General features: G+C 43.2%; 20 protein-coding genes and 1 pseudogene. 3 read left to right on the plus strand and 18 right to left on the minus strand.

All coding sequences use genetic code 11. The annotated features are described in order from the left end of the window. The first annotated feature begins 110 nt into the window (after positions 1-110). Positions 111-302 carry a hypothetical protein gene (locus V7K67_RS23595; RefSeq protein WP_334730076.1) on the plus strand — a complete coding sequence of 64 codons (192 nt, stop codon included), beginning with the start codon at positions 111-113 and terminating at the stop codon, positions 300-302. On the opposite strand, the gene V7K67_RS23600 is transcribed toward V7K67_RS23595, so the two are convergent. From V7K67_RS23600 to nifH, 15 genes and pseudogenes are all read right to left on the minus strand, one after another. Beyond that, on the minus strand, positions 275-529 hold the full coding sequence (locus V7K67_RS23600) for a hypothetical protein (protein WP_335168647.1): 255 nt from the start codon (positions 527-529) through the stop codon (positions 275-277). The genes V7K67_RS23595 and V7K67_RS23600 overlap by 28 nt on opposite strands. A 789-nt stretch (positions 530-1318) precedes the next feature. Continuing rightward, positions 1319-1903, minus strand: coding sequence for a cytochrome c oxidase subunit 3 (locus V7K67_RS23605; protein ID WP_335168649.1), 585 nt, complete (start codon positions 1901-1903; stop codon positions 1319-1321). A gap of 145 nt (positions 1904-2048) precedes the next feature. Continuing rightward, positions 2049-3698: a cytochrome c oxidase subunit I gene (ctaD, locus tag V7K67_RS23610; protein WP_334730075.1), complete on the minus strand. Its 1650-nt coding sequence runs from the start codon at positions 3696-3698 to the stop codon at positions 2049-2051. Positions 3699-3820: 122 nt separating this feature from the next. Then, positions 3821-4762 (minus strand): cytochrome c oxidase subunit II, encoded by a 942-nt coding sequence (locus V7K67_RS23615; RefSeq protein ID WP_334709432.1) that lies wholly within the window; start codon positions 4760-4762, stop codon positions 3821-3823. 118 nt (positions 4763-4880) lie between these two features. Next, positions 4881-5486, minus strand: a complete 606-nt coding sequence (locus V7K67_RS23620) for a DUF2231 domain-containing protein (RefSeq protein WP_335168651.1) — start codon at positions 5484-5486, stop codon at positions 4881-4883. Continuing rightward, positions 5486-5977, minus strand: coding sequence for a DUF2231 domain-containing protein (locus tag V7K67_RS23625; RefSeq protein WP_334730073.1), 492 nt, complete (start codon positions 5975-5977; stop codon positions 5486-5488). Before V7K67_RS23625 ends, V7K67_RS23620 begins: the two co-directional genes overlap by 1 nt. A 509-nt stretch (positions 5978-6486) precedes the next feature. Next, positions 6487-6987 (minus strand): phosphate-starvation-inducible PsiE family protein, encoded by a 501-nt coding sequence (locus V7K67_RS23630; RefSeq protein WP_334709411.1) that lies wholly within the window; start codon positions 6985-6987, stop codon positions 6487-6489. 189 nt (positions 6988-7176) lie between these two features. After that, a complete protein-coding gene (locus tag V7K67_RS23635) occupies positions 7177-7410 on the minus strand; it encodes a hypothetical protein (RefSeq protein WP_334709410.1) in 234 nt (77 codons plus the stop codon). A gap of 512 nt (positions 7411-7922) precedes the next feature. Then, positions 7923-8744 carry an NADPH-dependent oxidoreductase gene (locus V7K67_RS23640; protein ID WP_334730072.1) on the minus strand — a complete coding sequence of 274 codons (822 nt, stop codon included), beginning with the start codon at positions 8742-8744 and terminating at the stop codon, positions 7923-7925. A 170-nt stretch (positions 8745-8914) separates the two neighbouring features. Next, the gene (locus V7K67_RS23645; RefSeq protein WP_334730071.1) at positions 8915-9625 is read right to left on the minus strand and encodes a 2OG-Fe(II) oxygenase; all 711 of its coding nucleotides are present in this window, start codon (positions 9623-9625) and stop codon (positions 8915-8917) included. A 469-nt stretch (positions 9626-10094) separates the two neighbouring features. Next, positions 10095-10235 (minus strand): annotated as a pseudogene (locus tag V7K67_RS23650) (TOBE domain-containing protein); the annotation flags it as partial. A gap of 125 nt (positions 10236-10360) precedes the next feature. Beyond that, on the minus strand, positions 10361-11479 hold the full coding sequence (gene nifV / locus V7K67_RS23655) for a homocitrate synthase (RefSeq protein ID WP_334709431.1): 1119 nt from the start codon (positions 11477-11479) through the stop codon (positions 10361-10363). A gap of 212 nt (positions 11480-11691) precedes the next feature. Beyond that, positions 11692-12975 carry a substrate-binding domain-containing protein gene (locus tag V7K67_RS23660; RefSeq protein ID WP_334730070.1) on the minus strand — a complete coding sequence of 428 codons (1284 nt, stop codon included), beginning with the start codon at positions 12973-12975 and terminating at the stop codon, positions 11692-11694. A 388-nt stretch (positions 12976-13363) separates the two neighbouring features. Continuing rightward, the gene (locus tag V7K67_RS23665) at positions 13364-13750 is read right to left on the minus strand and encodes a hypothetical protein (RefSeq protein ID WP_334730069.1); all 387 of its coding nucleotides are present in this window, start codon (positions 13748-13750) and stop codon (positions 13364-13366) included. 166 nt (positions 13751-13916) lie between these two features. Continuing rightward, complete coding sequence (gene nifH / locus V7K67_RS23670) at positions 13917-14816, minus strand: nitrogenase iron protein (protein ID WP_334709405.1); 900 nt, start codon at positions 14814-14816, stop codon at positions 13917-13919. 92 nt (positions 14817-14908) lie between these two features. Here nifH and V7K67_RS23675 point away from each other — a divergent pair, with 92 nt between their 5' ends. Next, positions 14909-15367: a hypothetical protein gene (locus V7K67_RS23675; RefSeq protein WP_335168655.1), complete on the plus strand. Its 459-nt coding sequence runs from the start codon at positions 14909-14911 to the stop codon at positions 15365-15367. A gap of 491 nt (positions 15368-15858) precedes the next feature. Beyond that, the gene (gene vnfD, locus V7K67_RS23680) at positions 15859-17844 is read left to right on the plus strand and encodes a nitrogenase vanadium-iron protein, alpha chain (protein ID WP_335168657.1); all 1986 of its coding nucleotides are present in this window, start codon (positions 15859-15861) and stop codon (positions 17842-17844) included. A 698-nt stretch (positions 17845-18542) separates the two neighbouring features. Here the strand turns inward: vnfD and V7K67_RS23685 are convergent. The 3 genes from V7K67_RS23685 to V7K67_RS23695 form a co-directional block, all read right to left on the minus strand. Further along, complete coding sequence (locus V7K67_RS23685; RefSeq protein WP_334733186.1) at positions 18543-20093, minus strand: metallophosphoesterase family protein; 1551 nt, start codon at positions 20091-20093, stop codon at positions 18543-18545. A gap of 118 nt (positions 20094-20211) precedes the next feature. Next, positions 20212-21183, minus strand: a complete 972-nt coding sequence (locus tag V7K67_RS23690; protein WP_334709402.1) for a YegS/Rv2252/BmrU family lipid kinase — start codon at positions 21181-21183, stop codon at positions 20212-20214. Positions 21184-21587: 404 nt separating this feature from the next. Beyond that, a complete protein-coding gene (locus V7K67_RS23695; RefSeq protein ID WP_335168659.1) occupies positions 21588-22208 on the minus strand; it encodes an NADPH-dependent FMN reductase in 621 nt (206 codons plus the stop codon). Between the last annotated feature and the right edge of the window lie 266 nt (positions 22209-22474).

A 22474-nucleotide genomic window follows, 5' to 3' on the forward strand; every position in this document is an offset into this window, starting at 1 on the left:
GCGCCCTTTACTTCCCCAACTTCTCCAAGAGACGCACTGTTAGGTCAGCCAAGCTTGAAAGTGAGTAATGGTGGAACTGAGGATTGGGGCTTGACGATAGAAAGTGCCTAATGCAGAATTCTTCCTTGGTTTTCGCAACGGCTCCTATTTTACCATTTGATGCTGGAGCGATCGCAGTTGATCAAAGAGTGCGATCGCAACAGATTCGTGTGTCCACGATGGATTTCAGAATAGCAACGGTCGGCATCCAGGCAGCCCTAGATATTAAAGGAGACTATTCTCCTGGCATCAGTAAGCGGTAAAGGAAGTTTTTACTTACTTGATTTTGTCTAGCCATTTCTAGAAGGAGAATATCTCCATTTTTGAGGAGGACAAAAAAGCATTGAGCATCGAGGTAATCATCGTTGCGTAATCCTTCATCAGCTACCTTTGTTTCCTCTATCTCTTCATAGTTCAAGTAATGCTCTTTGTCCTCAACATCTACTACATTAAATACGATCGGCATTGCTTTTAAAGTATAAGAGTACATTGTCGATCGTAAATCCTATAGTTGCTTCGAGTCTGTTGGTTTAGTTGCAAAATACAACCCTCCTGGAATGTCCTGGGAGGGTTCTCAATTAGGCAAGTTGGAAATAATCAAGGCAACCAAAGCACGCTTCAAAATGTCGATTTTGCATTATCGGTTGTTAGTTTTCATTAAAAAGCGGATGCTTTGTCTGTGTTTCCTAGTCACGCTCTTTTAGGGCTGATTTCAAATGCTGATTCAGAACGGTAAAAGCACACATCAAACGCTAATAAGAAATTCATGTGTCCTAAAATCACAGGAGCATTCCTATCTTGTGTCCAAGCAAAAGCTAGCTCTACAGTCGGAAATTGCTCAATAGATATCTCCAGAAATTAAATATGCGTTATCCAGAATCCTTGTAGAGACGTAGCAGTGCTACGTCTCTACATTCATTTTCACCAGATGTCTAATAGTTGCCGTTAAAACTAATGCTCGCGCCTCGAACCTAGCCAAATTACCACCTAACGGAACTGAGAGCCTTTGACAGTTTTCGCCTATCTTGCTTGCATTTGCCTGGACTCAATCGAGAGATACACCTATAATCCTTGGACATATGAACTTTTTTGCAGAGTTTAACGTGTGTTTTTATCGACATGAGCTAGCGTTTGAAGTTTGTCCAAGAGCAAAATGAAAGGTGTTGCACAACCAGCAGCCACTGGGGTATAGCACATCAAAATTAGCATTCAAACAAGGGTTTATAGCATACTTTGCGCTCGCCCATCATTTAACGATGTCAAATTATGTGCTAGTTTGTCATTGCCAGATATAAATCAGGACAAACAAAACAATCCAGATGACATCAACAAAGTGCCAGAAAATAGAAGTGGCATTTACACCAAAATGACCTGTGTCGTAGTTACCAGGAATGAAAGAGCGACCAAAAACAAGTATCTGTAACAAAATGCCAGTAAGAACGTGCAAACCGTGGAAACCTGTCAGTAAGTAGAACATCCCACCAAAGACACCTGTGGTAAAGCCAAAAGAAAGATGGCTCCACTCGATCGCTTGTCCGACTAAAAAGTAACTTCCCATTGCGATCGAAAGCATTAGAAACTGGCGAAATGCTATCAATTCATGGCGTGCAAGGGCACGTTCTGCCAAGTAGATGACAAAGCTACTAGAAACAAGAATTACCGTATTAATTGCCGGATCTCTGACTTCCAGTCCAGAAACGCCAGCTGGTAGCCAGTCAGGATTTGCTGTTTTATAGACAATATATGCTGTAAAAAAACCGAGAAAAATGAAAGTCTCTGACAGCAAGAAGACAATGAAGCCGAACATCTTGCTGCCTTCTTCATCATGGGTATGCTCGTGTGAGGGATTGATGGAACTGTCCATTGCTTGAAACTCCTATATATTTATCTCACGCAGAGGCGCAGAGAAAGAGAAGTAGTAGTTTGCGATCGCGTAATACCTCATCTCAAACTCTCTGCGTCCCTCTGCGTGAACCTCTGCGTACCTTTGCGTTTAAAAATCAACCATTTTAATGCTCGGCTACCAATGGTTCAGACTTACCGTAGCCGTATGGTTCACTTACAACAACTGGAATTTCCTCAAAGTTCTCAACAGGAGGTGGTGAAGAAACTAACCACTCCAGTCCAATTGCTCGCCAAGGATTCTTCGGTGCTTGCTGGCCATGTATCCAAGAACCAATCATATTCAGAATGAAGGGTAAGGTAGACACACCTAGCAAAAATCCGCCGATACTGGCGATAATATTCCAAAATTCATACTCTGGGGCATAAGAAGAAACTCGACGCAACATTCCCTGTAATCCTAGTGGGTGCATTGGGAAGAAGTTGAGGTTAGTGCCAATGAAGGCCAGCCAGAAGTGTAACTTGCCCAAGCCTTCGTAATACATACGTCCAGTCATCTTGGGGAACCAGAAGTAAATAGCAGCAAACATCCCCATTGTTACCGTGCCATATAGAACATAGTGGAAGTGACCCACCACATAGTAAGTGTTGTTGACATGGACATCAATGGGAACAGAAGAGAGGGTGATGCCAGTAATACCTGCAAATACAAACAATATTAATGCACCAAACGCAAACAGCATTGGTGTATCAAATCGGAGCTTGCCACCCCAAATCGTTGCAGTCCAGGCAAATACTTTAATGCCAGTGGGGACAGAAACGAACATGGTTGTGAGCATGAAAAACAGCCGCATCCACCCTGGAGTACCACTGACGTATAAATGGTGTACCCAGACTATACCGCTAACTCCAGCAATCAGGAGTGATGAAATAGCAACAATCTTATAGCCAAACAGAGGTTTACGAGCAAAAACAGGGAATATCTCTGAAAAGACTCCAAAGACTGGCAGAATGATTACGTAAACAGCAGGGTGGGAGTAAAACCAGAAAAAGTGCTGAAATAGAACTGGATCGCCTCCCTTGGCGGGGTCAAAAAAGCTAGTTCCAACTGTTAAGTCGAGTAAAAGCATGACTGCACCTGCTGTTAAGACAGGTAGTCCAAACAGTTGGATAATCTGGGCACTAAATACGTTCCAAACAAAGATGGGCATACGGAAGAATGTCATCCCTGGTGCGCGCATCTTCACAATCGTGGTGACAAAGTTAATCCCCCCCATAATTGAGGAAACACCTGATATTGCCACTGCTAGAAGCCAGATTACTTCACCATTGATTAAGTTGCCTGTCGGGTTTTGCAAGCTGACGGGAGGGTATGACCACCAACCGGCTTGCGCTGGCCCACCGGGTACAAAGAAACTGGCCATCAGTAGAATAGCAGCGATCGGTATCATCCAGAAGGCAACAGCATTGAGTCTGGGAAACGCCATATCTCGCGCCCCAATCATCAGAGGTACAAGATAGTTAGCAAAACCTGTAAGTATGGGGAATGTCCATCCAAATAGCATCACAGTGCCGTGCATGGTGAACATGGCATTATAAACACTACGGTCAACTAGGTCTGATTCTGGGGTAATCAATTCCCCACGAATGATCATTGCAAATATGCCACCAACTAAAAAGAGAATGAAAGCGGTAACAATATACTGAATACCGATAACTTTGTGGTCTGTGCTAAAGCTAAAGTATTGCTTCCAGTCTGTTCTCGGTTCCTGTTGAGGTGCGTCACCTGTAATGTCTTCAACGGAAATATTTGTCATTTGTCTTTTTTCCTTTGTTTTTTGTCATTTGTTTACTCTTTTCACGGTTGAAGGATAGTGAAAGATTTTTTTTCACGCGGAGGCGCAGAGGCGCAGAGAGGAAGGGAGTAAGACAAGTGACATTAATTGCTGTAGTTGACTACGGGGGCTTGTGCTGGTGCGACTGTAGCCCAGCCTTTGATTAATTCTTTTGATTCTTGGGCATATTCGGAAGCTGCTTGATTATTTGCAGTACATGGTTTACGATTTGCTGCTTGGTGCAGCCACTTCTTATAATCTTCAGGGGACTCGACAACAACATTTGCCCGCATGGTTGCAAAGTAAGTACCGCTAAATTCGGAATCGGTCAATTCATATTTGCCAATACGGATGGGGGTGAATTCAAAGTCAATGTTGCGGTTGGGAATAATGTCTTGCTTGACTCGGAAAGCCGGAATATAAAAGCCGTGGAGAACATCCTCTGACTGCATAGCTAGACGGATGCGATGATTGACGGGTAAATGTAGTTCGGTGCTGGTAATTCCTGTTTTTGGATAGCGGAAAACCCAAGCCCACTGTTTGGCATTAACTTCAATGTCTTCAAATGGCAGGATATTAACATTCCCCTCGTCCCCGTGTCCCCGTGTCTCCGTACCCTCATTTATCGGTGCAGCAGATGCCGATTTCATCCCTGTGGGAATATGTATATGCATAGCTTCCATTGGGCCTTGAATCCCCATTTGCTCGTAGATTTGGTAGCTGTAGGTGGCAATCCAAAACACTAGCAATACAGGAATTGCAGTCCAGACAATTTCTAGTGTGATATTTCCTTCAATTGGGGGACCATCGCTGGTATCATATTGCTCTGCTCGATGGAAAATCGCTGAGTAGATTAGCGTTCCTGTGACTCCAAGGAAGATAAATGCTCCCAGCGTGATTAAAAAACTAAACAACTTATCGACCAACTGCGATTCTGCTGCGGCTTGAGGAGGCATCCAGGAATATGTCCACTGACCTATCCAAAGACTAACAGCAGTTAAGGCGATCGCGATCGCACTCAATATCAAAATATTTCGGATTTTCATAGCCATAAAAGTCATTGGTCATTGGTCATTAGTCATTAGTCATTAGTCATTTACAAGGGACAAATGACATAGACGCCTTAGCGGCTTCCCGCAGGGTAGGACAAATGACTAACATCGATTACTTCAGCAGTAAGTTGGGGTCTTTACCCAAGCGCAACAATATATCAGCAGTATTGTGAACTCCAAACTCCGCAGCTAAGTGCGCCCCTAACGTACCGTGGATGAACATGATGAACATGATGAACAGTCCAGAAACTAAATAAGTCCACTGCACCTGTTGACTGTTATCCTGACGCCAAATATAGCGTTGAAATCCTCTCCAAATCGCCATCCCAAGAATCAGCGCTAGTAGAAAAACACCACCTACTCCATGCCAAAGCATTGTTTCCATTGCTTTTAATCCCCAGGCACTCTTTATCCCAGTGAGTGGTTCTGCCAACATAATTTCGTAAAAGCCTGCTGCTACTGTAAAAATTGTGATGAGTGCCGAAGCTAGCATATTGTACCAGCCAGCATCAAAGAAGCTAGAACGATTGGCAGGAACTGCTAAAAACTTGAAGATTGGTTCTTGTAGGGGGAAGAACACACCAATAAAATCAAAGGTAATGCCAAGGAAGAACAAACCTAGAGTAAGATGAACTAAATTTGGATGAATGGGTATAGTGTAGGGCAACCCGTTTGCTCCCATCTGAGTTTTTAATTGCTCAATAATTTCAGGGTTCATTACAGTAAGCCCTCCTTTATGGCTTCAACAACTGGTACAGTGTGCAGCCCATATACCCAAACCAATTCATCTCCGAAATACACTTGTACGCCTACCAAAACAGTCAAAAGTAGACTTACTACTAGGTAATAAACTGATATCTTTTCTGGAGTGCGGCAATGAATCACGTAACGCCAAGCTGTAATGGCTGCCAGAATTCCTGCAAGTGCCCAGCCAAGAATCATATGTAAATTAAGTACTCGTTCAGCTGCGTTATAAGGTTCTGCTAAACCTGCTTCAAATTGACCAAAAATAACGGCGACGAAGATGGAGATTGTAGCGAAAAACATATTCCACCAACTCACCTCGAAAAGACGGTAGTTGCTAGTAAAGTATCCAATGACATCACACAAGAAGGCAAACAACACCATCGCAATCACAAAATGGACAATGATGGGATGTATCGTATCAGGATACGGTAAATTATGGTTATTCAGAAGATTCTCAAGCATGGTATTCTACTGATATGTTAGTTAGTGTTTATTGCTTAACAAGCAATACTTCACAATCTTTTGATTTCTACAACAACTTAGATTGCACTTAAAATCCTTCTAAATAACAACAGCAATTCTGATGAGGAGAATTCTTTCACAGAGTAGCTTGATTCTGATAGGCAAAAGCTCGCTCAAATGAATATAGAATAGCAAGTTATCGAAAAAGGTTTTACTCGTTGGTAAATGCTCACAAACGAGTTACTACTTTGAAGTCAAACAATGTATTAAATAGAAACACAAGGATATTAAATCTCCGCAATATCGCTTGGAATCTGATACACCTGACTAAATAGGCTTTGGACATTATTATGCCCTAAGCTCATAATGATAATTGCTGGTTTTCGAGTGTACTTTATTTTTTTTGAAGAATTTTGTACTTTTGATTCTCCATATATAAAGAATATCATACATTTGTTAAAATTACTTGCGATCGCTAACTAATTTTCAAACAGTATTTATGATTACAATTAATCAGAAGCTAGAGAGCTTTTATCCAACAATTGCTTTTTTTCTGCTGTTTCTGGGTTAGCAATTTTGACCTGTTCAAGAAAACGAGATATCCAAGGTAAAGCCACCATAATTCCTGTTAAAACCATTAAAAATAGAGCTATTCCAAAAATTTGGTCACGGGGAATTTCGAGAACACCGCGTAAAATCACCTCTCTTAAAGCGGAGACAATAGTAATTTCTACTGCTGCGGTCACGGATGTTCGCTGTTGTTGTAGATGATCAATTAACAGGCGGAACAACTCTACTAAAATCAAAATAAACAGGATATCAGATGTTACTTGCCGCAAATCTAATGGATTCAAAAAGGAGAAGAACATATCTCCCAGTCGGATGAGCATCACACAGAATAAACCAAGGCAGAGAGAAATTATAATAAAGTCTTGGAAAAATTCCAGATTACGTACAATTGTATTTCTTTGTAACCAGTTGTTTAACTTGGAAGTTATCCCTTTTAGCATGGTATTTCCTAACAGGCTAGATTCATTTATCGAACAGAATTCAGGAGCGTCTCCGGCTCCGCTCCTGAATTCTGACTTCTGAACTCTTCTTCAACTTCATAACTTAAATAGTGCTGAGTATCTAGCATCGATTACTCAGCACTTGGAACTGTATTCAATCCCCATTTAGCTATGAGGTTCAACTTAGCCCTATTTTGAACCGTTGACGTTGAGTTTATGGACGGTTTCGGCGGTTTTCATCTTTGATGCTGCGGTTGTTAAGTTATTCGCAGCCTTGATGATCTCTTCTAAGGTTTCGTTAACCAGATTCTCATCAAGGGAGGTTTCTGATAAGTAAGTTTCTATGAAAATCTCCACTCGACTAACAATTATTTTGCTTTGAGAGCGTAGTCTGTTGAGGTCTTTGGTAGATAAATTATTCATTGTTTGAAGCTCCTTTGGTTTCGCGGGATAATTCTAGATTTTCGGTCAGCAATTCTCAGTCAAAAAGTGATTCTTACAGTTCAGCCCTTTTTTGAAAGAGAAATCTTGCTGGAATACCAGTTAAATCGTTCGCCTATTGACTACTTAAATGCCTTCAGATTCCCCAAATTCGTACAAAGGTTTCAAGCAGGAGATATTGCTATATCTGACAAGTTAGCGAGTCTATTTTAGGACTTACGCACTGAAAACTAAGGTTTGAGATTGCTTTGCGATCGCAGCACTCGCTATGACATAATTTTGTCACGGTGTGTAAGTTCTATATCTATTTTTTAGACTTACGCACCGAAATCATCTTTTGAGACTGAAGTGTAGGGTTTGGAGTCTTGAAGTGTCAAAAGCTTTGGTACAGATATCAGAAGTTATCCTCTAGTCGCCGTAGCGCATAGTCTACTTAAGACTAGAGGTACAGTGAATGCTTAGAGTTCTCTATGTCTTCTAGCTGTTGACTCCTTTTATAACAACTTGAAGCCGAAGTTATTCAGAGTCTCACGCAAATCCTTACACCCTTTTAAATAGTCTAAAGTGGCTATTCGCTCAGCTGAATGTTGCGACCAATCACCAGCGACATTCATCTTTTGTTCAGTGTAGAACTCTTTCATGATATCATTATAGTGAGCGATCGCATCATCTTGCTCTGCCAATTTATAGGTTTCCCGATGGAATACAGCTGGCTGGGGTAGGCGCGGTTTAACAACAGGTTGTACTTCAGGATTGGGATAACCCACACACAACCCAAACACAGGGAACACAAAAGGTGGCAAATTCAATAACGTGGCTACCTCTTGAGTACTTTTGCGGATTGCGCCGATATATACCGTTCCTAAACCAACAGATTCAGCAGCGACAATCGCATTTTGCGCTGCGACTGAAGCATCGACTATTGCTTTAACCAACAGTTCTACGTAATCCAGAGCTACGGGAGTTAGTCCGCGACTTAGGGCAACATGAGCCAGACGACCTAAATCTGCTAACCAAACGAAGAATACGGGAGCCTGGTTAATCCATACTTGGTTATTAGCCAGCCTGCATAATTCTGCTTTGCGCTCTTGATCTTCAACTGCTACTACACTCCAGGTTTGCATATTAGCTGAACTAGGAGCAGATTGAGCAGCTGCAACTAGCCATTCTAGGGTTCCTGGTGGTAAAGGATCGGATAGATAAGACCGGACTGAACGGTGGGCTATTAGCGTTTCTAGAGAATCGTTCCAGTCAATTTCGTGATTGAAGGGAACTTCACCGTAGCGCGATCGCAGTAGTTCTGTAGGATTAGTCATAGTCAGCTTTTGAATTTGAACACTTTTTGACGATTTCAGAGGGATTACTAACGACGAAAAACGTACCGATTTGGGATTTGGGATTTGGGATTAAAAAGTTTTTTGGACAAGTACCGAATGGTCTTTTTCAATCTAAAATTGCAAATCTAAAATCCAAAATTGTTTGATTGCTATGCAGCTAGCTGGGTTTCTCCAAAATCTGAAAGGCGATCGTTCCGAAAAAAAGCAACTCGTAAGGCTAGCCGAGACTCAGATGCAGGGCAATTAAGCGGAGTTACCGTATGCCAAGAATTGTCAGAACGTGCGATCGCAACTGAGGAATCACTAAGGGGTAGAATATCTTGGAAGGCAGATTCTGGCTGGGAGTCTTTGAGAATTCGCAAACAGCCTCCCCACTCTACAGACCATTGCTGATTGAAAAATAGCAGATGAGTTAAAACTTTGTTCGGCTCGTCTGTATGAGGGTGATGCAACTGTCCTAATTGATATCGGCGAAATCCAATATCCATTACACAGTCCTTTAGTTGCAACCCAGACATTTCAGCTATTGCTGCGCGGTAAGAATCTGTCCACAGTCCTTCTATCAACTGTCGCCAAACTTTACTCAGGTGTCTCAAGTCATAAGTAAGTCTGCCTTGTGCCATCCGCTCTCGCCAGCGATTATCGCTAGATTTGAGCATCAAGGAAATATCCTCGCTCTTTGCAAGCATCTTTCCCCAAGAGTATCCGTATCCCTCTCCCTCCGACAGGCGAAACTCTTCGTGGGGAAAACTCGCAGTTAGTTCTAAGCTGGCTTCTGGTGAAAGCAGGTTTTTGATCAAAGCCCAATTGTATGGGACTTTTTGCATTGCTGTGGCACGAATGGAATCAAAATTAAGCATGGTAGAAAAAAATGCTTTACTAAAATTAACCAATCCTGACTACCCTGGATATCAAGTGGTATTGAACTAGGGACTGGGGACTGGGGACTGGGGACTAGGGACTGGGGACTGGGGACTGGGGACTGGGAAGATTTAGATGGGAATTTAGATCCCAAGCGAATCTTACTCATATTTTCTTGCCCAGTACCCATTACCCATTACCCATTACCCATTACCCAGTACCCATTACCCATTACCCATTACCCAGTACCCAGTCCCGGAGGACCCGATCGCAATAATTTTGTAGGATTTGTCATAGTCAACTGTTGAACTTGAACGCTTTTTTACGATTTCAGAGGGATTACCCACCCTATTACAAATTTGTTTGGTTACAAAACAACTGGCTTTACCGATAGCGATTCTTCGGCACTGCTCAAAGTAAATCAAGATCAACTTCCCCAGAATCAAACTGCTTTCCCTGCTGTTTGAGTGATTTTGCTTGGAGACTACGCAATAAGGAGCGTAAAACATCAGTCTTAGTGCGTTGGAACTGCTTGCAATACTGCTCTAAAAGTTGCCGTTCTTCTGGAGACAATTGAAAAGTAATCCATCCTTGCTCTTTTCTCGGCATAGTTGCTACCAACATTATTGGTAGTATTCTAGCAGTTGCTACAATAGCTGCGCTCGTTAACCAGAGACGAAATTGTGATGATTTCTTAACCTTCCCGACTCCCCATTCCCCATTCCCCATTAAGTTCACCTTTGGGGAACAAAACTCAGGAGTTCTTCAACCGTGAGACTGCGCTTAACTTTTACTGACTCATGCTTTACAGCATCCAGCACTGATTGAATTTCTGGCTGACTGAGTATGATTCCATGTTCTTGCAGCACACTGATGATCAGATGCCGACCGGAATGTTTGCCTACAACAAGGCGACGTTCCCAACCAACATCTTCCGGCGCAAACGGTTCGTAAGTACCAGGATTTTGCAACACACCATGAGCATGAATACCCGACTCGTGTGCAAAAGTATTTTCACCCACGATCGCTTTCCAGGGAGGAACTGGCCAATTGGCAGCTTTTGCAACTAACCGTGAGAGTTCCAGCAGGCGTTTTGTATTAATACCGGTTGGGATGCTGTAGAGGTGTTTCAGTGCCATCACCATTTCTTCCAACGCCGCATTACCTGCGCGTTCGCCAATCCCATTTACCGTAGTGTTGACTGATCGCGCCCCTGCTTCAATACCAGCTAGGGAGTTGGCCATTGCCAGTCCAAAATCATTATGCGTGTGCATTTCTATGGGAATGAATAGATGATGCACAAGGGAGCGAACTTTGCTGAAAGTAGTCAGAGGGTCGAGAATTCCTACAGTGTCACAGAAGCGAAACCGGAAAGCTCCCAACTCTTGAGCGTAATAAGCCACATCCAGTAGGAAAGATTCATCGGCTCTGGAAGAATCTTCTCCGCCAACAGATACAGCTAAACCGCGATCGCAAGCGAAATTAATCGCATCCCGCAGCAGATCCAGCATTACCTGCTGCTTGCCCCCAAACTTCGCAGCAATCTGAATTTCTGAGACAGGAACGGAAATATGCACCCGTTCCAAACCACAATCTATAGATGCCTGAATATCGGACAATTTAGCACGGTTCCAGCCAAGTAATTGGGTATTTAATCCCAGATTAGCGATCGCTCGGATCGATTCTGCTTCTTCTTGCCCCATTGCCGGAACACCAATTTCCAATTCTGGAACACCAATGGCATCCAGAAAAGTGGCGATCGCAATTTTTTCTTCAACATTAAAGGCTACACCTGCGGCTTGTTCGCCATCTCGCAAGGTTGTATCGTTAATGTGAACAGGATGTTTATTCATCGTGAAGTCATGATTCATCATCGGCTAACTTGTTGGGTGATTTTGATTTGCTTGAGTAATTCATGATTGAAATACAGAGCAGCTAACTTGAATTGTGGAAACTAAAAGACATATTCCTTAACCGGAGGGTAACAATTACGAATTACCTTAGCGAGTCAGACGCTCAAAGATTCGCTAACGCTACGCTATCGAGCGTCATTACGAATTACGAATTAAGAAATATTTGCTACAACTTCCCCAATCTTGCTAGTGTCATAGCCGCCGAGGATCTCTAATTGCGATCGCACTAGCTGATGTCCCAAGATACTGAGGAATTGTTTTACTGGTTCTTCTTCCAAGTATTCTCTAATAATCACCAAGTCGTATCGCGCACTATGAAGGGGGATAAATCCCAACCCAAAGGCAGCAGCTATAGATGCTGTACTGATCCCGGCATCAGCCATTCCTGACACTACAGATAAGGCAACATCTTGATGGCTGTGGACGATATGGGTAAATCCTTTCACAGTCGGAAATGGCACTCCTTCTTCTTGGAGTTTCCGTTCTAAAAGCATCTGACCGCCAGAACCCGCTTCATGGGTGACAATAGTTGCTCCAAATTCTACTAAGTCGGAAACTGTTTTAATTCCCCTTGGGTTTCCTGGTGGGACTAACAAACCTTCTTCCCAAACTCCAAGGGTAATCAAAACGGCACTCTTGCCTGTTAAGGCTTCCCGCACAAAGGGAATGTTATGTTCTCTAGTTTTGGGATCGTATAAGTGCATTCCTGCAATATGAACTTCACCTTGGCATAGACTACGCAATGCCGCCTTGCTATGGGCGAAACGATAATGAATTCGCAGTTGCGGATGCCAACGTTCAGTTGCTCTTGCCAAAAGTGAAAGCACAGGTGTACAACCAGCAATCACAACTGTATTGTGCAGTTTGTCTATATCATCCAGAAGCCGAACCAGAACTTTATTTCTACCGTTCTGGCTTTGTGCTTCACCCTCCGATTGACGCTCATTACTAGCTACTTCTGACGCTAACGGCAATTTGCTGATCCTGGGTAACTCTTTTACCCTTACGGATGACGCTCCTACGTCGCTACCGCTTGCGCTAACCCCAGCATCAGGGTAGATCACTGCAAGCGTCTCACCATCAGCTGGAATCATTTCGATCCGAAAAGCATCGTTCCCAACGAGGGGATAAGCTATCCATTGATTCCCAACCCGCGCTAGACTAACTCGTGATTGCTGTTGCTTAGGGACTGATCCCGCAAGAATTGCCTCAACTTCTGGTAAATCTTCCTCAAACCAGAATAAGTCCTCGACTTGGCAACCAAGCGCCTTAGCTAAACGCAGTGACATAGCAACAGAAGGAGCATATTGCCCTAATTCCACACCACCAATACTCTGACGAGTTACGCCAGCTATATTAGCTAATTCTTGTTGACTCATGCCCAAGCGAGTTCTAATTGACTTCAGGTTATTGCAAAGATTCACATCCAGTTTCATGAGGCTGTATCTCTCCGTTAGAAAAAGCCGCAGCAGACAAACTTAAATTTGTTGGGTCAATCGCAAGGTTTTCTAGTGTTTGCCGTTTTTCTTGTCAAACATGTTGATGTTTTGACAATTTCACTTATTTGCTGCAAGCATAGCATACACTTTGCTAAAATACTTGCCTCATTGGATACTATTTTAGTGATTTAGCGATCGCAGTCGGCAAGCTACGTCACCAACAGAAAACTTAGTATAGCTTTGCATTAATTCGTAGCGAATGGACTTGTGCTATACTCTGCGCGACGGCAGTCGCTACAACAGGGAGAACCCCCGCAACGCGCTGCCTCCCCTTTGCGTTTAAATTTCAACCCTCAATTTGCCACGGTTTTACGCAAAGCTGTACTTAGTCCGAGTGCGGTAAATCCTGATCTAAATGCCAATTGCCTTTTTTAGTTGGTACCGCCACCCACTGGAGTTCCAACCATAAGATCGGGTTCTTTTCCTTCAACCTTGAGGCGGGGTCGCGGATAATGCGTGTGGCATTTATGCAAACAGCCTCACATATCCCCAAATCTTGGGCAACGCCTCTGAAAACATCTTTGTTGTCATTAATTGAGGCAAACAGCATATTAGGATAATAAACAACAAAATGTTGTATAAGTTTTGGAGGACAGCCCCAGTAAGAGTTTACGAGTTCGACGTGGCAGTACTGGAGCAACTCACCTACTTTGGCACAGCGTCCCTTGACTACGGTGATAAATTTTTGGACTAAAACCTCTTCGGTCAACATAATGAGTTCTCCTCCTTCAATGAGGTAGACGAATTTTGGCGTGGTTCAGAACGCCGATTTCTCAAATGGTGGTAAGAAGTTTACGCAGTTTTTCCTGCTTTTTCGAGTCAGAGATTGCCAATTGCTCCAGATACTTTGTATGAGGGATAACCCCTACTGCATCATCCTATTCAAGAGGCATCTCCGAGAATGAATCTGCAACGCTTGTGGAGCTTGGGCTGATACCTAATGTCTGGAGGTGTCTAAACAACCCAAACTGTACCAGCAGTTCCTCTAGCTGATCGTTAGACATAGATTTCGGAGTGACAAAATCTGTATTCTGGTCAATTGCCATTGCCAGGTTGCGATAGTGCTGTGCCTGTTCACACTCAGGAGCATACTCAATCACCGTCTTGCGGTGGAACTCTGCTTGCTGCACCATATTGTCTCTGGGTATGGAGTAGATCATTTGAGTCCCCAGTTTCTCTGCCAGAGCTTTGATCAAATCATCTTCCTCATCGACTTTGCGAGAGTTGCAAATCAATCCTCCCAGACGTATACCGCCTATGGGCGCATACTTTTGAATGCTTCGACAGATGTTGTTGACGGTATACATTGCCATAATTTCCCCAGAAGTGATAATGTAAACTTCTTGAGCTTTGCGTTCACGAATGGGCATGACAAATCCACCGCATACCACGTCACCCAGACCGTCATAAAATGTATAATCAAGTCTAACTGCATCATCATAAGCACCAAGTTGTTCCAGCAACCCAATTGATGTCAGAATGCCTCTACCTGCACATCCCACACCAGGTTCCGGCCCACCCGATTCGACACACAGCGTCTTCCCCCATCCCACCTGGCGGAAGTCTTCTAGATTCACATCATCATCTTCTTCTTTACGTAACGTATCAAGTACAATCTTCTGGTGGAATCCCCCCAAGAGGAGCCGGGTCGAGTCTGCTTTTGAGTCACACCCTACAACCATCACCTTACGATCCAGATCAGTGAGTCCAGCCACTACGTTTTGAGTCGTTGTGGATTTGCCAACTCCCCCTCTTCCATAAATAGCAATCTTCCGCATAAAAACCTCAATAATGGCGCAGACTTATTGATTCGGCTCCAAGATTATGGTGTAATCAAGCAGAGTATTGAATCAAATTGAAGTTGTAATTCTTGAAAGTGTTTACTACCCAGTTTGTGACTGCATTGATGCTGTTAGATAGTGGACATCAGGCGTCTATCCAGCACTATAAATATTGCAGTTATTTGCTAGAAGTTAAACAGCTTCTTACAGATATGGCAGTAAATATTAGTGGGATGCGATATACAACAAAGGTACTAAAAATTAGTCGGAATCCTGTCACTAACAATTCAAAAAACTTCCACAGATACGGCAGGTGTATGAAAAATTTTTACTTGATCACAGCAAAACAAGCATTATTTTGGCCGCAAATGAAGATATATAAAAAAATCAGTCCAGCCTACGCTATGGCAACAGCTTCGCCAAACGAAAAACCGATTTTTGGGCGGTTTTGCTCCACTTCGATTAACGTTATGCCGTCACCATTAACTGATGAGGCTGGTCTGATACTCACTTCAAAGGAATCTAAGGAGTTTTTGTTCTGGTATTAGATTCCCTATAAATTAAAGAATATCATACATCTGGCCAATTTACTTGCGCTGGCCGATTAATTTACAAACAGTATTAGTGGTTACAATTACTCATCAGCTAGAGAACCTCAAAGCCGATAATTGCGTTATTCTGTTGTTTAAAGTTGAGAGAATATAGTCAATTTATCCTTTGAGAGATATCTATAGTGAGGACAGAGATTAAATCATTTATCTCTTCACTTGCAGTTAGAATAGTCTGTCTATTTTCTTTAATAAAAGTCTTATATATAGAAGGCTATTTTTAGTTCAGATATAGACAGTTCTGTCTATTTTAAACTGGCTTTATTTCCATTTTGCAATATTAATTAAGTCAATTGTTATCAGATTTACTATTATTAATTAAAAAGGTTGATAGGATTTTGAAATCAAGGAACTCAAAGAAGTTTCTGACAAAAATCAAGATATAGAAGAATCTGTCTTCTTATCAGCTATTGCACAAGGAGCAATCAGCCATGCCAATGAAGTTGTTTAAGTGCGACGAAACCATCCCTGAACGGGAGAAGCACATATATATAAAAGAAAAAGGAGAAGATACAACCCAATTTCTCCCTAGCGCCCACGTCGAAACCATTCCTGGCTCATTATCAGAACGCGGATGCAGCTATTGTGGTGCAAAGCTAGTAATTGGTGGTGTCCTCAAAGACACTATCCAGTTGATACATGGGCCTGTAGGCTGTGCTTATGATACATGGCACACCAAACGCTATCCCAGCGACAACGGCAACTTCCAACTTAAATATGTCTGGTCATCAGACATGAAGGAACAGCACGTTGTCTTCGGTGGTGAAAAGCTGCTTAAAAAAGCGATGCTTGAAGCCTTTGCCGAATTTCCTGACATTAAGCGGATGATGGTATACACCACCTGCTCTACTGCTTTGATTGGCGATGATATTAAGCCTGTAGTCAAAGAAGTCGAAAAAGAACTTGGTGATGTCGATATCTTCACCGTTGAGTGTCCCGGTTTTGCTGGTGTAAGTCAATCCAAAGGACACCACGTATTTAACATGGGTTGGATGACTGACAAAGTAGGAACCTATGAGCCAGAAATTACCAGCCCATACACAATTAATGTGATTGGTGACTACAACATTCAAGGAGATACCTTTGTCCTTGAAAGATATATGGAAAAAATGGGTGTGCAAATTATCGCCCATTTTACCGGCAATGGTACTTATGACTCATTGCGTGGGATGCACAGAGCGCAGTTGAACGTTACCAACTGTGCGCGGTCTGCGGGATATATTGCCAATGAGTTAAAGAAAAAATACGGCATTCCCCGGATTGATGTGGATACTTGGGGTTTTGACTATGCTAAGGAAGGGTTACGCAAAATCGGGGCTTTCTTTGGGATTGAAGATAGAGCCGAAGCGGTGATTGCTGAAGAAGTCGCTAAATATGAGTCGAAGTTGGCTTGGTATAAGGAGCGCTTGACTGGTAAAAAGGTCTGTATCTGGACAGGAGGCCCACGTTTGTGGCACTGGACAAAGGCGCTAGAAGACGATTTGGGGATGAAAGTGGTGGCGATGTCGTCCAAGTTTGGACACCAAGAGGATTTTGAAAAGGTCATTGCCAGAGGTGAAGAAGGGACTATCTATATTGATGATGGTAATGAACTTGAGTTCTTTGAAGTGCTGGAGATGGTCAAGCCGGATTTGGTGTTGACTGGGCCACGGGTGGGTGCATTGGTGAAGAAGTTGCATTTGCCTTATGTGAATGGTCATGGCTACCACAATGGCCCTTATATGGGTTTTGAAGGTGCGGTGAATATGGCACGGGATATGTACAATGCCATTTATTCTCCTCTGATGAAACTCGCTAAAGATGACATCCGTGGTGAGCAAATGAAAACTGTTATCCCTGAAGAAAATAAGAAACAAAAAGAGAGCGAAGTACAACAGCCGAAATCTGTTGATATGAAATCAACCAAAGTGATGCCTACGGCGGTAAACTACGCAGGATTTGAAAATTCAAAAATTGAAGCCGAAGCATTGCTATCACCTGCTGATAAACCATTAAATCAGGAGAGCGAAGTACAACAACCGAAATCTTTTGATATGAAATCAATCGAACCTATCGCAGTACTTGAAAGTTCAAAAATTGATGAGCAACCATTACTTCAAGGGCAGCAAGTTGGCAGTAAGTTTTCTGAATTTTTAGGGCATCTACCTAAATATTTAGGTAGATTTTCTACGGAATACCAGTTGCCAATTATTTGTTTTGCTACAATTATTACAGCAACTATTGCAGTTAAGCTAGTTATAGCTGTATTAGATGTACTCAATGAAATTCCGCAGTTAAATCTAGTTTTTGAGTTGACTGGAATTGGTTACGCAACTTGGTTTATTTTCCGATATCTACTCAAAGCTTCTACTCGGCAAGAATTAGCTGCACAAATTAGTTTTATCCAAAAAGAAATTGTCCAGGGACAAGATTCATAAGCTGTTATGCCTTCACATTTGCTTTCTTTCATAGTGAAAGAAAGCACAAGGCAAACGAACGCATTCATGCTACCTAAAAACTTTTTCAGCAAGCCCTACTTATGAAATTTAACTTTGGTATAGTGCCCGCTGGTTTATAGTCTGGGTCAAAGAGCTTTACGTCAAGCCTTAGAGGATGTTTGAAAAGTTTTGGGCGAATATAATTCGCTACTACACTAGCATTGTCCGCCTCTGCGGACTAACACAAAATTAAGGTTTTCAACCCACGGAGGTGGGTAAAGTCTCGTGTAGCCGCGATTTCTAATCGCCTTTTCAAACAGCCTCTTAGAACGAGCGAAAAAAACTATTTATTGATAATCAGTTGGGTAAACCCACTTAAACTGAATCATCCCGCATTTATGCAACACAGAAAACTGCTATAGGAATCCGATTTGATTCCTGAAAAAATCTAAGTATATGTAGTGGCGTGGCAAGCAAAAAAATTGTGCATGAGACGTAGGTTGGGTGGAGCGGAGCGCAACCCAACATCCTGACATCTGTTGGCTTTGGCAAAGCCTCCAACGCCACTTGCTACAACGCTCTTAACCCGCGCAACGCAGTGGCTCCCCAACCGACAATTTTTTTACAACATTTTAGTCTTGACACGCCACTACAGTACCTAATTTTGTTCAAAAATCAAATAGTAATCCTATATATTACTAGATAATCAACGGTTCAAGTTCACGATTACGCCATTGCCGCTGATACCATTCGGCAACCAAAGGACGGACAATAAACTTAGGCTGTCCATCACCTTTAACGTCAATGCGTAAACTTGAATAAGGTCGTCGCTTCTGAGAACCTTGACCGTTGCGACCAATGAAGAGATGCGATCGCGCCACTAATCTATTCTCTTCCATCAAATCTGCTCCCTCAATCCGCTGGCGGCGCAAACTAAACCCGCTACCACCACAAATAATCCAATGGATGTAAGAATCAGCGTGTCCTGTATCCATTGTCTCAAGGTGTTCCAAGCAGTGCGCGTGACCGTTTAATACCAAATCTACCAAAGGACGCCCCTGAGTTAGAGAACCTATTTCTTTCGCTACCGCATCCAGCACATCACGTAGGCGATCGCGAACGATCAAAGTTTGTGCTTGTTGCCACTTCGTCGCCTCAGTTACATAAGGTGGATGATGGAAATAAATTACCCTTCCCCGAACTTCAGGATTATTCCAAGATGCAATTAATCTTTGCTTGAGCCACTCCAGTTGTTCGATATCAGTCAGCGTTGTTTTATTCGTGGCTAGTTGTTTATTGATATCAACAATAATTTCTTCAATTTGTGACATCTTGGCGTGGAAGTCGTCTAATTGGTCGGCTTCGCTGGGGTTTTCGGGACGAAGCTTTGATGAATTTTCAATGATTTGCAGCTTTTCTTGCTCTAAATCTTCACGGCGTTTTTCTAAGAGTTTGCGATCGGCATCACCCTCTTTTGTTTTAGGCAGCGGTGGTGGATCGTTAAATGTGTTAGAATCTAAAGCAAAGAAATCAATACCGCCATAGCGAAAAGTGTAGTAGCGATTGGGAAGACGGGTAAAGTGCCCAGGTTCATAGCAAAGACAACGACCCGTATCTGTCTTGGCTGTGTAGTATTCATCTAAGTGGCTGGCTAACTCTCCCGGAAGCTGAAACGCCTTAAGATAGTCCAGAAATGCTCGTGCATAAGCGTCACCTGTTCCTGAGCCATGCAAGCCCACATCTAAGTCTAAGCGCGATCGCAACAGGCGACGAATGGGTAATGTTGTTAGGGATGCCAAGCTCAATAAAATTGGCAAGTTATAGTAATCGTGATTTCCTGGTACTGGTAAAATGGGCAGCTTAAAAACCATCTGATCGTAAGCAATCTGTTTGGAATGCTCTGTGTCTAAGATAAACTCTTGGTAAGGCTGGATAAAGTTCTGTTGATAGTATTCACTCGACCCCACTAAATAGATCACATCCCCGGTATGCAGCATAAAACGGGATTCTTTGTGATGAGGCAGCATAAGTTCAGCCACCTGTCGCTGCGGATTGTGACCCCGGTGCTTACCAGAACCACTATCACCTACAACTAAAAATGAGAACTCAGAATTGTCTGTTTGACCATCCTCCAACACCAGCCGAGTTTGGTCGATATTCCGTTCCACAATTAACGGATCTTGCCACCGTACTCGCTGATTCATTTTACGGATTTTGTTAGCGATCGCCGGATCGGATACAAGTTTCAATGCCATTTACTCCTGAATTTTTTACAAGAGATGACGGAGGAGGGGGAGCAAGGGAGAAGAGTTTTCCCCTCCGCACCCTGCACCCCGCCCCTCTGCCTCTTTTCAATGCCCAATGCCCTCATTCTTCTGCTATCTCTTTCATCTCAATAGTCAGATTAGGGAGTCCTTCTAGTTTTTCTGTAGGTTCAATTTCTTCTACTAATGGCACAAAAATTCGTAAGCCTGCTGGTACACACTTAATTTCTACCGGTGTTGTGCCCACTATTTCACCATCTAAAACAACCTTTTGTGGTGGGTTAGTCGTAATTTTAAATTGTTTGGCTCGCAGGAAACCAATATCATTACGTTCGGCGGCGTTACCTGTAGAAGCCGTTTGAAAGAGATGAAATGTAGCAGCGATCGCTCCTGCTTTGTTAGCTGGAGCTACAATTGTTAAATCTAGTAACCCATCATCATAAATCAGACCTGCTGGCCCCTGAGCTAAGACTGAAGTGGCAGGCGCGGCATTTGCGACTGTCACCGCACAGGCACTAGTTTTAATAATCTTGTCTTCAGTTTCAATTTCAACATCAAAATTATGTAAGTTTCTTAATTGCTGGATGCCTGCTAAGATATATGCCATCATTCCAAAGCGATTCTTAGCATCGCGGTCTGCCAATTCTACAGTTTCAGCCTCAAAGCCAATACCTGCTAAGAGCACCATTGGCCGGTCGTTGCAATAGGCTACGTCTACATGGCGGGTTCCTCCCTGCAAAATTGTCTCACACGCACCTGCGATCGTGTCAGGAATTCCTAAAGCTGTGGCAAAAGCGTTTGCTGTGCCGCGAGAAATGATCCCAAATGGAATATCAGTACCCACTACAGCCGCCGCCGCCGCTGAGAGAGTACCATCTCCCCCCGAAGCAATGATTGCATCTACCCCTCGTTCTATCGCTTGATATGCCAGTTGATCGGCGTCAATTTCTTCAGTTGTGAGATAAATATCTAGGTCAATATCTGGCTCTAATATTGCCCGAATTTCTGCCAGTTCTATATCTGGGTCGCCCTGACCCGCAACAGGATTGAAGATTAGACAGGCGGAACGATTCATAAGGTATTACAACTAAGCTTAGATCATTAATGAAGATACCAAATTATTCTTAGCATTCCTGTAAATTTTCAGCTTCCCTTTTGAGGCTGAGTTTTCTGGATATATTGACCCGCATCATGCACCATATACCTCTTGCAAAAGTCCCTAATACCCCATCCCTTACTCCCCTTTACTCCCCAATCCATCGGCTACCGTGTACACACAAGTCTGAAATAGCTGAAAAACCCAAGGTTTTACCCCACCCTAACCCTCCCCGTATGTATTGGGGAGGGAACTAGATTTCTTTTTCCCCCCAATACATCGGGGGGATTAAGGGGGGTAATTTGACTTGTGTGTACACCGTAGAATCCATCGGGGGAGGGTGAGAGTGGGTTAAAACTGACACGAAATTCACAGCTACCTACTTAGTTGAGCTTTACCAATATTTTTGTTAAGCCATTACCTAACTGCTCAACAGATTCTTGCTGTTTAGGATCTTTTAACGTGCCATCAGGATTGAAGGCTTCGTAAGCTTTGGGTACGGCTATCTGGTCGGGAAGTACCAAAACTTTGATGTTTCCTAAAATAGACCGCAGGTGAACCAACCCTCGCAAACCACCAAGGGCACCAGGGGAAGTACTCAGAATGGCAGCAACCTTACCAGCGAAAGCTGCTAATGGTGCTTCATTTGGTGCTGGACGGGATGCCCAGTCAATGGCATTCTTGAGAACTGCTGTGAGTGAACTGTTATATTCCGGCGAAGCAATCAGCAATCCTTGATGAGAAATCAGCAAATCCTTGAAAGTACGGGCGTTGGCAGGTAGTCCTTGTTGAGCTTCCAAATCTTCATCAAACAGAGGTAAAGGCAAATCGCGGAGGTCTATATAAGTAACTTCTGCGCCTGCTGCCTTCGCGCCAGTAGCCGCGATTTTTACCAGTTTTTTGTTGTAAGAATCTATACGGGTGCTGCCAGCAAAGGCAAGGATTTTAGGTGTAGATGCCATAGTTCTAGGTTGAATGGGAAGGATTGGCCAGTTCAGCTGCATTATCCTGTTTTCAGGCGATCGCTATTTGCTACCTTTAGAGTTTCTTTAGAAACTTTCTCGTTATGGCGAATTGGTCAGACTCTTACCTCGGCAAGTTACCGAGGTCTAAACCCGGATTTCTCACCACATCTCTCAAAACCTTGTGCAGGGGAGCAGGGGAGCAGAGGAGCAGGGGAGAGATTTGTACAACAAGTTCTTTCCCCTCTGCCCCTCTGCCCCTCTGCATTTCAAGCTTGTGAGAAATGCGGGTAAAGCCCCGTCCAACG

The organism is Nostoc sp., assembly GCF_036917155.1.
Lineage (GTDB): Bacteria > Cyanobacteriota > Cyanobacteriia > Cyanobacteriales > Nostocaceae > Nostoc.